The sequence below is a fragment of the Bradyrhizobium sp. BR 10289 genome, assembly GCF_019455385.1.
Classification (GTDB): Bacteria; Pseudomonadota; Alphaproteobacteria; order Rhizobiales; family Xanthobacteraceae; genus Bradyrhizobium.
The window spans coordinates 200,406-212,234 of sequence record NZ_JACOFR010000012.1 but is presented as its reverse complement, the minus strand read 5'-3'; the positions used below and the strand labels follow the sequence as shown (position 1 = coordinate 212,234).

10 protein-coding genes are annotated in these 11,829 nt (G+C 65.3%); 6 read left to right on the top strand and 4 right to left on the bottom strand.

Annotated elements, in window-relative coordinates; all coding sequences use genetic code 11:
• The 3 genes from HYH08_RS21255 to HYH08_RS21245 all read left to right on the top strand — a co-directional run.
• Positions 1–1,147 (top strand): tetratricopeptide repeat protein (locus HYH08_RS21255; RefSeq protein WP_220011757.1); only part of this gene is annotated, 1,147 nt, incomplete at its 5' end.
• Between the two features lie 255 nt (positions 1,148–1,402).
• Positions 1,403–2,320, top strand: a complete 918-nt coding sequence (locus HYH08_RS21250; protein ID WP_220011756.1) for a sulfite exporter TauE/SafE family protein — start codon at positions 1,403–1,405, stop codon at positions 2,318–2,320.
• Positions 2,317–3,087 (top strand): TIGR02186 family protein, encoded by a 771-nt coding sequence (locus HYH08_RS21245; RefSeq protein WP_220011755.1) that lies wholly within the window; start codon positions 2,317–2,319, stop codon positions 3,085–3,087. The genes HYH08_RS21250 and HYH08_RS21245 overlap by 4 nt, the downstream gene beginning before the upstream one ends.
• A 168-nt stretch (positions 3,088–3,255) precedes the next feature.
• Here HYH08_RS21245 and HYH08_RS21240 read toward each other — a convergent pair whose 3' ends face one another.
• Positions 3,256–4,032 (bottom strand): MBL fold metallo-hydrolase, encoded by a 777-nt coding sequence (locus HYH08_RS21240; RefSeq protein WP_220011754.1) that lies wholly within the window; start codon positions 4,030–4,032, stop codon positions 3,256–3,258.
• A gap of 12 nt (positions 4,033–4,044) precedes the next feature.
• Positions 4,045–4,953, bottom strand: a complete 909-nt coding sequence (locus HYH08_RS21235; protein ID WP_220011753.1) for a DMT family transporter — start codon at positions 4,951–4,953, stop codon at positions 4,045–4,047.
• Positions 4,954–5,051: 98 nt separating this feature from the next.
• Here HYH08_RS21235 and HYH08_RS21230 point away from each other — a divergent pair, with 98 nt between their 5' ends.
• Complete coding sequence (locus HYH08_RS21230; RefSeq protein WP_220011752.1) at positions 5,052–5,912, top strand: LysR family transcriptional regulator; 861 nt, start codon at positions 5,052–5,054, stop codon at positions 5,910–5,912.
• Positions 5,913–5,950: 38 nt separating this feature from the next.
• Here the strand turns inward: HYH08_RS21230 and HYH08_RS21225 are convergent, their stop codons facing one another.
• Positions 5,951–6,196 (bottom strand): hypothetical protein, encoded by a 246-nt coding sequence (locus HYH08_RS21225; RefSeq protein WP_220011751.1) that lies wholly within the window; start codon positions 6,194–6,196, stop codon positions 5,951–5,953.
• 208 nt (positions 6,197–6,404) lie between these two features.
• Here HYH08_RS21225 and HYH08_RS21220 point away from each other — a divergent pair, with 208 nt between their 5' ends.
• The gene (locus tag HYH08_RS21220) at positions 6,405–8,921 is read left to right on the top strand and encodes a glycogen/starch/alpha-glucan phosphorylase (protein WP_220011750.1); all 2,517 of its coding nucleotides are present in this window, start codon (positions 6,405–6,407) and stop codon (positions 8,919–8,921) included.
• Positions 8,922–9,018: 97 nt separating this feature from the next.
• A complete protein-coding gene (locus tag HYH08_RS21215) occupies positions 9,019–9,834 on the top strand; it encodes an acyl-CoA thioesterase (protein ID WP_220011749.1) in 816 nt (271 codons plus the stop codon).
• A gap of 236 nt (positions 9,835–10,070) precedes the next feature.
• Here the strand turns inward: HYH08_RS21215 and HYH08_RS21210 are convergent, their stop codons facing one another.
• Positions 10,071–11,687, bottom strand: coding sequence for a phosphoenolpyruvate carboxykinase (locus HYH08_RS21210; protein WP_220011748.1), 1,617 nt, complete (start codon positions 11,685–11,687; stop codon positions 10,071–10,073).
• Between the last annotated feature and the right edge of the window lie 142 nt (positions 11,688–11,829).

Genomic DNA, 11,829 nt, shown 5'->3' with positions numbered 1-11,829 from the left:
ACAGGGTCAAGGAGGTGGCTCGACCATCACCTCGAAAATCCGCTCGCTGCTGGTCGGCGCGAGCGTGGTCGTGATCGTGCTCGGCACCTTCAAGATGGCGATGAACCTGCTCGATGGCGGCAGCCCGGCGCCCTCGCCCCAGGCCATGGAGACTTCCGCGCCGGCGCCCGCACCGCAGGCGGCACCCCCGGTCGAGACCAAGCCGTCGGCGCCCGAGCAGATCACCCCGTCGATGACCTCGCCGACGCCGATCGGCAAGCAGTCGCAGAACAACGCCGCGCCGGCCCTGCCCGCGAACGCCGGCGGCTCGGCCTCGGTTGAAATCCCGCCGGCTCCCGCCCAGGCCGCGCCGCCGCCCGCCTCCAGCGACGTCACCGGCGCGCTGTCGGGCGCCAGCCGCGCCAGGCTCGGCCTCGTCCAGGTGCCGCCCGGCGAGAAGCTGCCCGACGGCATCGGCGGCCCGGGCCTGCGCACCGCCGCGATGAAGGGCGATGCGACCGCGGCCTACGAGATCGGCGTGCGCTTTGCCGAAGGCAAGGGCGTCGCTGCGAACTACGACGAAGCAGCAAAATGGTATGACCGCGCGGCGCAGGCCGGCGTGGTGCCCGCCATCTTCCGCCTCGGCACGCTCTACGAAAAGGGCCTTGGCGTGAAGAAGGACGCCGACATCGCGCGGCGCTACTACACCCAGGCCGCCGAGCGCGGCAACGCCAAGGCGATGCACAATCTCGCGGTGCTCGATGCCGACGGCGGCGGACGCGGCGCCAATTACAAGAGCGCGTCGCAATGGTTCCGCAAAGCCGCCGACCGCGGCGTCGCCGATAGCCAGTTCAATCTCGGCATCCTCTATGCCCGCGGCATCGGCGTCGAACAGAACCTCGCCGAATCCTACAAATGGTTCAGCCTGGCAGCCGCCCAGGGCGATGCGGATGCGGCCAGCAAGCGCGACGATGTGGCGAAGCGCCTCGACCCGCAATCGCTCGCCGCTGCCAAGCTCGCGATCCAGACTTTTAGCGCCGAGCCGCAGCCCGACGACGCCGTCAACGTTCCCGCCCCGAACGGCGGCTGGGACAGCGCTCCGCAGGCGAATGCGAAGCCCGCAGCGAAGACGATCGCAACGAAGAAGTCGGCGTCGGCGGCGCATTGATTGCTTTCGTACGCGCTTTCTCCTCTTGCTCTTGTCGTCGCCCGGCTTGACCGGGCGACCCAGTATTCCAGAGACCGGCGTTAAGGAGCTCGCTCTCACAACAACGCGCGCGGCGTACTGGATGCCCCGGTCAAGCCGGGGCATGACAGCGGAGAATGTGAATTCACCACGCCCGAAATTCCCGGTCCCTCCGCGCGCTGAATTCCGCTACTAAGAGACGCCGCAATCGATCCGTCTCGCCGGTGCGCAGGTTCAATGCAGCTCTATCTCCCGATCGCCGATCTTCCGGTCAACGTCTTCCTGGTGCTGGCGATGGGCGCGGCGGTCGGCTTCGTGTCGGGCTTGTTCGGGATCGGCGGCGGCTTTCTGATGACGCCGCTGTTGATCTTCATCGGCATCACGCCGGCGGTCGCGGTCGCCTCCGTCGCGAGCCACATCGCGGCGTCCTCGTTTTCCGGCGCGCTGTCCTACTGGCGACGACGTGCGATCGATCCGGCGCTGGCGAGCGTGTTGTTATGCGGCGGCGTGACCGGGACGGCGCTCGGCGTCTGGACGTTCACGCAGCTTCGCGCACTCGGACAGCTCGACCTGATGATCGCGCTGTCCTACGTGGTGCTGCTCACCACCGTCGGCAGCCTGATGTTCTCCGAAGGCCTGCGCGCCTTGATGCGGACCCGGCGCGGCGCGGTGCCGCCACGCCGCACGCATAACTGGATCCACGGCCTGCCGCTGAAGATGCGGTTCAAGCGCTCGAAGATCTATCTCTCGGTCATCCCCGTCGTGATCGTCGGCGTCGTGATCGGCTTCATCGGCGCCATCATGGGCATCGGCGGCGGCTTCATTCTGGTGCCGATCATGATCTATCTCTTGCGCGTGCCGACCTCGACGGTGATCGGGACCTCGATGGTCCTGACCCTCGTCACCATGCTGTTCGCGACCATGCTGCACGCGGTGACCAACCACCTCGTCGATGCCGTGCTCGCGCTGATCCTGATGGTCGGCGGCGTGACCGGCGCGCAGTTCGGGGCACGCGCAGGCCAGAAGATCCGCGGCGAGCAGCTGCGGCTGCTGCTGGGCCTTCTGATCCTCTCGGTCGGCATCCGCTTCGCGGTCGAGCTGGTGATCCAGCCCGCAGACCTCTTCACCATCCGCGAGCTCGGGGTGAGCGGATGATGCGCGCGCTGCTCGCAAGCCTCCTCGTCCTGTGGCTCGGCAACGCCGCGCAGGCCGAACGGCTGATCGTGTCGGTCTCCAACCACCGCGTCACGGTGACGCCGAATTATTCCGGCGAGGAGCTGGTGCTGTTCGGCTCGGTCGAGAAGGATGCTGCCACGCCGGCCGATCGCACCGCTTACGATCTCGTCGTCACCGTGATGGGCCCGCGCGCCGACATGGTGACACGGCGCAAGGAGCGCAAATTCGGCATCTGGATCAACACCGACTATCGCCAGTTCCTGGCGGTGCCGAGTTATCTGGCGCTGTTCGCGAACCGCTCCTTCGACGTCATCACCACGCCCGAGATCGCGCGGCGGCAGCAGATCGGGCTGAACAACGTGCTGCTGACCCAGCGCGTCAGCGGTGACTATGCCGACGTGGTGCCGAACGACGCGTTCCGGTCCGCGTTCATTCGCCTGCGTACCCAGCGCGGCCTCTACCGCGAGGATGGCAGTGCCGTGACGTTCCTGACGCCGACACTGTTCCGCACCGGCATTCCCCTGCCCGCGGAGGTGCCGATCGGGACCTATGAGGTGGAGATCAAACTGTTCGCCAATGGCGCGTTGGTGACCAAGACCGAGACCGCCTTCGAGATCGTCAAGGTCGGCTTCGAGCAGTTCGTCGCGACGACGGCGCGGCAGAACGGGTTGATCTACGGCCTCGTCACGGCGGCGATGGCGCTGATGACGGGATGGATGGCATCGATCGTGTTCAGGAAGGATTAGCCGCCCCCATCGTCATGGCGAGGTGTCCCACTCCCTCCGCTCGTCATCGCCCGGCTTGACCGGGCGATCCAGTATTCCAGCGGCCGTCGTCGGATAGCTCGCTCTCACAACGACCGCCGCGGCGTACTGGATGCCCCGGTCAAGCCGGGGCATGACAGCGGTGGAAGCTCACGGCGCCTCGATCACTGTCGGCACGCCGGGCTCGAGCAGCCGCAGCCGCGTGCCGAATCCGAGCACGTCAAAGGTCTTGCGCAGATCCTCGCTGTTCTGGCGGAAATGCGCCCAGCCTTCGGTATGCACCGGCACGATCACGGCGTCGGGAAAGGCGCGGGCGGTCTCGATGGTGTCGTTTGTGTCCATGGTGAGATGGAACGGGCCGCGCGTCTGCGCGGCACCGGCGAACGGCAGCACCACACGACACTTGAAGCGCCGCGCGACCTCGGCGACGCCGTCGAACCAGGTGGTGTCGCCGCTGATATAGACGTCGCTGGTGTCCTTGCGGCTCGACTGCACGACGAAGCCGATGACGTCGCCCGACAGCGGCTCGATGCCGACCGGGCCGTGCCGGGCCGGCGTTGCGGTGATCTTCAGCGTATTGCCGTCGCGGTCTTTCAGATGTGCGACGCCCCAGGGCGCGAGACCCTCGGCATGGCCGCCGAGGCGTTTGGCGCCGGCCTCGGTCGTCAGCACGCGCTTGACGTGCTTCAGCAATTCGCGGCCGGAATTGTCCAGATTGTCCGAATGCTGGTCGTGGCTGAGCAGCACGGCATCGACCGGGCCGATCGCATCGGCCTTCATCGCCGGCCCGATCGTCTTCTCCAGCTTCACATGCGGTAGCTGATAGGCGGTGTGCGCGTCGTCAAAGGTCGGGTCGGTGAGCAGGCGGAAGCCGTCGATCTCGATCAGCGCGGTGGGGCCGCCGATCAGGGTGATGGAGATGGGCATGATGAACTCCTCTTACGCGACGGCCTTCGCGGGCCTTGTTACCAGATAGATGCCGAGCGCGACCGGGATGATGCCTAGGAGGTCGCGCGCCTCGACATGCTCGCCGAGCACGAGGAAGGCGAACAGCATGCCGAGCGGCGGCATCAGGAAATGATAGGCGCTGGCGGCGGTGGCGCCACACACTTTCAGGAGATGAAACCACAGCCAGTAGGCGAGGATCGAGCCGCCGAGCACGAGAAAGCCGAAGGCGCCGATCAGGCTCGGCGTGACATCGATCGCATGAACGTCGGCGAAGGTGAGCGCGACCGGCGTCAGCACGATGCCGGCGGCGAGGTTCTGGACGCCATTGCCGATCCACAAGGACCCCTTCGGCGCCAGCAGCTTGAACAGGATGGTGCCGGCGACGATCGAAGCAAGCGAGGCCAGGGTGAAGAGGATGCCATGCAGCGAATCGGTGCCGACCGAGAGGCGGTGCCAGACGATCAAGGTCACGCCGATGATGCCGAGCAGAAGTCCGCTTGCCTTGCGCCAGGTCATGCCCTCACTGAGCAGCAACGCGGCGAGCGCGGCGGTGAAGACCGGATTGGCCGAGACGATCAGGCCGCCGAGCCCCGCCGAGACCGATTGCAGCCCGGTGTAGCCGAGGCCGAGATAGAGCGCGTTATTGGCAATTCCCAGCACCGCGAAGATCGCGGCATCGCGCCACGACAGTGACCAGTCGCCACGGACGATCGTGGCTCCGAGGATTAAAATGCCGGCGAGCGAGAAGCGCGCGGCGAGCAGGATCAGCGGCGGGCAATGGGTGACGCCAATCTTGCCGGCGACGAAAGCGTAGCTCCAGAGTAGGCAAAACAGGCCTATGGCGAGCGGCAGTGTGTTGAAGCGGCTGCGCGGGGCGGGAAGCGAGGTGGCGAGGGACATGAGGGCATTCTCCTGAGCCCTCGATCTAGAGAGCCGGCTTGCCATTTGGAAATTAAATGATTAACTCTAAATCAGTGGATTTTCGAATGGAGGCCCCTATGCTCGATCTGGAGCTCCTGCGCAGCTTCGTCTCGGTGGTCGAGGCCGGCGGATTCACCCGCGCCGGCGAGCGCGTTCACCGCACGCAATCGACCGTCAGCCAGCAGATCAAGCGGCTGGAAGAAGATGTCGGCCAAGTGCTTCTGCATCGGGACGGCAAGGACGTGCGTCCCACCGAAGCCGGCGAGCGGCTGCTCTCCTATGCGCGGCGGCTGCTGGCGCTGGCCGAGGAGGCGCGCGACGTGCTGCGCGAACCCGGCGGGGGTGCGGTGCGGCTCGGCATCCCCGAGGATTTTGCGGCGTACCGTCTGGCAAAACTGCTGGGCGCCTTCGCACGCTCGCATCCGAACCTGCGGCTCGACGTGCGCGCCGACCAGAGCAAGAACCTCGCCCGCGATCTCGATCGCGGCGAACTCGATCTCGCGCTGTTCAAGCGCGAGGCCGGCGGCAAGGACGCCATCGCGGTGTGGCCCGAGGAGGTGCATTGGGTCACCAGCAAGAACCATCCCGTCGACATCAACGTGCCATCGGTGCCGCTGATCGGCTTTCCGCTCGGCTGCCTCTACCGCGCCGGCGCGATTCACGCGCTCGAGAGCGCTGGCCGGGCCTGGCACATGTCTTACATGTCATCGAGCCTCGCCGGCATTCAGGCGGCCGTTGCCGCCGGCATGGGGCTGAGCATTCTCTCGGAGATGTCGATCCAGCCCGACCATCGCGTGCTGACGGCGAAGGACGGCTTTGCGCCGATCAACAAGACCGAGGTGGCGCTGATGGCCGCGCCCAACGCGAGCTCCGCAACGCTGCGGCTCGCGGACCGGCTCGCGGAGTTTTGCGAGGACGTGCAGGCCAAGGCAGCTTGAAGAAGGCGGCCTGAGCTGGCGAACCGCCCGGCGTCGCCTCAACTCGCCGCCGACACCAGCCTGCCCCCGCACGCATTTGCGAAGAACTTGCCGCCGCATTGGCGCTTGATCGCAGCGCAGCGGGCGGCGGGCGATGCATTTTGCGGGAGGCTGAAGCCGCAGCTCAGGCCATCGGCGCTGCGGCCGATCTTGCCGGCCGCAAATGCGGCGCTCGAAGCGGTGATGCAGACGACAAGCAGCGCCGCAGCGACGATTTCGATCAGCAATCGCATCAGCTGTCTCATGGCACGTTTCCTCCACACTGATGGCCGAATTGATCGTCATCCTAGCAGTAAATCTGGGTTTCTCCGTGCTCGTCCGGGTTCCCAAACCGGCCCGTTCCTTGCATAATTTTGCGCCAGTGCAGTGCATGGCCGCGCCAGCGATGGTTCCGGCACAGCGGCAAGGCGCATAGGGTTCAGTGGTGTTTCTGTCGACCAGGAAGTGACGGCCTTGCAAGATCAATCGTTCCAGCCCAATTTTTCCGCCGCCAACCAGCCCATCGACGAACTGGCGCTGGCTGAGATCAAGGGCGCGATCCTGGCGAAGCTGCGCCTTGCCATCGGCAAGGACGCCGGCATGGCGACCAGGCACGACTGGTACCAGGCCGCGGCGCTGGCGCTGCGCGACCGCATCGTGCATCGCTGGCTCACGGCGGAGAAGCACAGCTACGATGCGGGGCGCAAGCGCGTCTATTATCTCTCGCTCGAATTTTTGATCGGCCGCCTCTTCACCGACGCGCTGAACAATATGGGGCTCTTGAAGATCTTCGAGGTCGCGCTCGGCGATCTCGGCGTGTCGCTGCCGGAGTTGCGCAAATGCGAGCCGGACGCGGCGCTCGGCAATGGCGGCCTCGGCCGGCTCGCCGCCTGCTTCATGGAGAGCATGGCGACGCTGTCGATCCCCGCGATCGGCTACGGCATCCGCTACGATTACGGCCTGTTCCGCCAGATCATCAACCAAGGCTGGCAGCAGGAATATCCCGACGAATGGCTCGGCTTCGGCAACCCCTGGGAATTGCAGCGGCCCGAAGTGATCTACGACGTCAATTTCGGCGGCGGCGTCGAGCATGTCGACGACAAGGGCCGCGACCGCGCGATCTGGCATCCGGGCGAGACCGTGCAGGCGATCGCCTATGACACGCCGATCGTGGGCTGGCGCGGCCAGCACGTCAACGCGCTGCGGCTGTGGTCGGCGCGCTCGCCCGATCCGCTCAAGCTGGATGCCTTCAACAAGGGCGACTATGTCAGCGCCAGCGCCGAGCAGTCGCGCGCCGAGGCGATCTGCAAATTCCTCTATCCGAACGACGAGAGCCCGGCGGGCCGCGAGCTGCGGCTGCGGCAGGAATATTTCTTCGTCTCGGCCTCGCTGCAGGATCTGGTCAAGCGGCATCTGTCGTCCGATGGCCAGCTGCGCAGCCTCGCCAGCAAGGTCGCGGTGCAGCTCAACGACACCCATCCGAGCCTTGCCGTCACCGAGCTGATGCGCATCCTCGTCGACCTTCACAATTTCCGCTGGGACGAGGCCTGGAAGATCACGGTCGCCACCCTCTCCTACACCAACCACACGCTGCTGCCCGAGGCGCTGGAAACCTGGCCGGTCGAGCTGTTCGAGCGGCTGTTGCCGCGGCATCTCGAGATCATCTACCGCATCAACGTCCAGCATCTCGCGCTCGCCGAAGCGCGCGCGCCGGGCGATATCGACTTCCGCGCCTCGGTCTCGCTGATCGACGAGAAGAGCGGCCGCCGCGTCCGCATGGGCCAGCTCGCCTTCGTCGGCTCGCACCGCATCAACGGCGTCTCGGCGATGCATTCGGACCTGATGCGCGAGACCGTGTTCCACGATCTCAACCATCTCTATCCCGGCCGCATCACCAACAAGACCAACGGCATCACCTTCCGCCGCTGGCTGATGCTGGCGAACCCGAAGCTGACCGATCTCCTGCGCGAGGTCTGCGGCGACGCCGTGCTCGACGACCCGACCCAGCTCTCGCTGATCGAAGCGCGCGCCAGCGACGTCGAATTCCAGAAGAAGTACCGCAGCGTCAAGCTTCACAACAAGACCGCGCTGGCGCGGCTGATCGGCGAGCGGCTCGGCATCAAGGTCGATCCGCATGCGCTGTTCGACGTGCAGATCAAGCGCATCCACGAATACAAGCGCCAGCTGCTCAACATCATCGAGACGGTCGCGCTGTACCAGGCGATCAAGGACGATCCCAACGGCAATTGGGTGCCGCGCGTCAAGATCTTCGCCGGCAAGGCGGCGGCGAGCTACAAATACGCCAAACTGATCATCAAGCTGATCAACGACGTCGCCGAAATCGTCAACAACGATCCCGCGATCGGCGGCAAGCTGAAGGTCGTGTTCCTGCCGGACTACAATGTCAGCCTTGCGGAAGTGATCATTCCCGCGGCCGACCTGTCCGAGCAGATCTCGACCGCCGGCATGGAGGCCTCCGGCACCGGCAACATGAAGCTGGCGCTGAACGGTGCCCTCACCATCGGCACGCTCGACGGCGCCAATATCGAGATCCGCGACCATGTCGGCGCGGAGAACATCGCGATCTTCGGCATGGAGGCCGGCGACGTCATGATCCGCCGCAAGCAGGGGCTGGACGCCTCCGACGTGATCCGCAATTCGCCGAAGCTGCAGCGCGCCATCAATGCGATCGGCGCCGGCGAGTTCTCGCCCGGCGATCCCGGCCGCTTCGAATCCATCGCGCACGCGCTGCGCTATCTCGACCATTACATGGTCAGCGCCGATTTCGATTCCTATTACGAGGCGCAGCGCGGCGTCGATGCGCGCTGGCAGGTGACGCCGGCCTGGACGCGTGCCTCCATCCTCAACGTCGCGCGCATGGCGTGGTTCTCCTCGGATCGCACCATCCGCGAATACGCCGAGGAAATCTGGAACGTGCCGGTCAATCCGACCACGCCGATGCTGCCGAACCTGCGCGACGCCGCCGGCTGATTTTCCGCCGCGTGGAAGCCGAGGTTATGCCTGAGGTAATTGCACAAGCCGGCGGCGGACGTGGTATGACGTCCGTCATTGAAAGCCGGATATGACAATGCACGCCAAGCTCCCGCACCCGTTCGACGACGCCACCCGCATCACCGCGGGTGACTCGAGCTGGCAGGGGCACACCAGCGACGATTACTGGGCCTTTGTCGGCCCGTTCGGCGGCATCACCGCCGCAACCATTTTGCGCGCGCTGATCGAGCATCCAGAGCGCGCCGGCGAGCCGCTGGCGCTGACCGTCAATTACTGCGCGCCGATCGCGAAAGGGCCGTTCGATCTCGACATCCGCCTGGTGAAGGCCAACCGCTCCAGCCAACACTGGAGCGTCGAACTGTCGCAGGGCGGCGGCGAGGTCGCAACACTCGCCACCGCCGTGTTCGCCGAGCGGCGGCCGTCCTGGGAGCACCGGGTGGCGCAATATCCGGGTGCAAAGCCGTTCGAACAGACGCTGCCGTTTCCAAAGATCTCGGCATCCTGGGCCAACCAGTATGAATTCCGTTTCGTCGAGGGCGAGATGCGGCTCGGCCCGCCGCAGGCCGAGCTCGCCAGCACCTATTCGAAGATCTGGATCAGCGACCGCACGCCGCGCAAGCTCGACATGCTCTCGCTGATGTCGATGTCGGACGCGTTCTTCGGCCGCATCTTCCATGCAAGGCGCGAGCTGGTGCCGTTCGGCACGGTGTCGCTGACGACCTATTTCCACACCGACGGCGACGAGCTCTCGGCCGAAGACATCACGCGGTTGCTGGCGACGGCGGACTCGAAGATCATGCACAAGAGCTACGCCGACCAGAACGCCGAGCTGTGGTCGCCGAACGGCAGGTTGCTCGCGACCACGACGCAGATCGCGTATTTCAAGGCGTGAGGTCTTGCTCCGCTGTCGTCCCTGCGAACGCAGGGACCCATAACCGCAGGGAGTAATTTGGCGAAGATTGGTCGTGATCTCTTCTTCGCCGGGACTTGAACTGGAACCAATCGATAAATCACGCGGTATGGGTCCCCGCGTTCGCGGGGACGACATTGAGTGTGTGGCTCGCACGAGCGCTCACAAACAAAAAGGCGGCCTCTCGGCCGCCCTTCGTATTTCAATCGCTGCGAACCTTACTCCGCCGCGAGCTTCACGTCCGGGGCGGCGGCGCGCACTTCGGCGTCGACCTGGGCCTCGAACTTGGCGAAGTTCTTCTGGAACATGCCGACCAAGGCGCGGGCGGTCTTGTCGAACTCGTCCTTGTCCTTCCAGGTGTTGACCGGGTTGAGGATCTCAGCTGGCACGCCCGGCAGCGCGGTCGGGACCGCGAAGCCGAAATATTTGTCGGTGCGGAATTCGACGTTGCGCAAGGAACCATCCAGCGCAGCGGTGAGCAGCGCGCGCGTCACCTTGATCGGCATGCGCGAGCCGACGCCATACTTGCCGCCGGTCCAGCCGGTGTTGACCAGCCAGCAATCGACATTGTGCTGGGCGATCAGGTCGCGCAGCATGTTGCCGTAGACGGACGGATCGAGCGGCAGGAAGGGCGAGCCGAAGCAGGTCGAGAACTCCGGCTGCGGCTCGTTGCCGAGGCCGCGCTCGGTGCCGGCGACCTTGGCGGTGTAGCCGGAGAGGAAGTGGTACATCGCCTGTGCCGGCGACAGCTTTGCGATCGGCGGCAGCACGCCGAAGGCGTCGGCGGCGAGCATCACCACGTTCTTCGGCTGCGGCGCGCGGCCGGTGCGCGAAGCGTTCGGGATGAAGTCGAGCGGATAGGCCGAGCGCGTGTTCTCGGTCTTGGAGCCGTCGTCGAAATCGACCACGCGGGTGTCTTCGTCGAGCACGCAGTTCTCGAGCACCGCGCCGAAGCGGGTCGACGCCGCGTAGATCTCGGGCTCGGCTTCCTGCGAGAGCTTGATGCACTTGGCGTAGCAGCCGCCCTCGAAGTTGAACACGCCGTTCGGACCCCAGCCGTGCTCGTCGTCACCGATCAGGGTGCGGTTCGGATCGGCCGACAGCGTGGTCTTGCCGGTGCCCGACAGGCCGAAGAAGATCGCGGTGTCGCCCTTGGCACCGACATTGGCCGAGCAGTGCATCGGCATCACGCCGCGCTCTGGCAGGTAATAGTTCAGCGTGGTGAAGACCGACTTCTTCATCTCGCCGGCATAATAGGAGCCGCCGATCAGGACGATCTTGCGGGCGAAGTCGATCGCGACGACGTTCTCCGACTTGCAGCCATGGCGCTTCGGATCGGCGCGGAAGCTCGGCATGTCGATGATGGTGAGTTCCGGCACGAAGGTCGACAGCTCGATCGCCTCGGGGCGGATCAAGAGCGTGCGGATGAACAGCGAGTGCCAGGCGAGCTCGGTGAAGACCCGGGTCTTGATCCGGTAGGCCGGATCGGCGCCGCCATAGAGGTCCTGCGCAAACAGGCGCTTGCCTTCGGCGTGCTTGAGGAAGTCCTGATAGAGCGTCTCGAACTGCTCTGCAGTGATCGATTGGTTGCCGGCCCACCACATCTTCTTGTCGGTCGTGGCGTCACGCACCGTGAACTTGTCCTTCGGGCTGCGGCCCGTGAACTCGCCGGTGTCGGCACAGAGCGCGCCGTCGGCGGACAGCACCGCCTCGCCAGCGGCGAGCGAGTATTGATAGAGTTGCGGCGCACCAAGGTTCCAGTGAACCTGCTTGAGATTCTTTAAGCCGAATTTGTCAGCGCCGAAGGCACCGTTGCGCACGCCCGTCTCTTGCACGAAAAACCCTCCTAGAACCCGCGACACATAGCGCCACCAATCTTTGGCACCATCGCGGCCACCGTGAATTACAGGCCGTCCGGCCTCGGTTGGACGACCTAATATCGGTGAACGCCGACGTTGCCAAGCTGATCCCGCAGGA

What these genes read in the sequence shown, in the direction of transcription:
- HYH08_RS21250 (WP_220011756.1), top strand. Translation starts at nt 1,403, where the DNA reads ATGCAGCTCTATCTCCCGATCGCCGATCTTCCGGTCAACGTCTTCCTG.
- HYH08_RS21245 (WP_220011755.1), top strand. Translation starts at nt 2,317, where the DNA reads ATGATGCGCGCGCTGCTCGCAAGCCTCCTCGTCCTGTGGCTCGGCAAC.
- HYH08_RS21215 (WP_220011749.1), top strand. Translation starts at nt 9,019, where the DNA reads ATGCACGCCAAGCTCCCGCACCCGTTCGACGACGCCACCCGCATCACC.
- HYH08_RS21240 (WP_220011754.1), bottom strand. Translation starts at nt 4,032, where the DNA reads ATGCCCATCTCCATCACCCTGATCGGCGGCCCCACCGCGCTGATCGAG.
- HYH08_RS21235 (WP_220011753.1), bottom strand. Translation starts at nt 4,953, where the DNA reads ATGTCCCTCGCCACCTCGCTTCCCGCCCCGCGCAGCCGCTTCAACACA.
- HYH08_RS21230 (WP_220011752.1), top strand. Translation starts at nt 5,052, where the DNA reads ATGCTCGATCTGGAGCTCCTGCGCAGCTTCGTCTCGGTGGTCGAGGCC.
- HYH08_RS21225 (WP_220011751.1), bottom strand. Translation starts at nt 6,196, where the DNA reads ATGAGACAGCTGATGCGATTGCTGATCGAAATCGTCGCTGCGGCGCTG.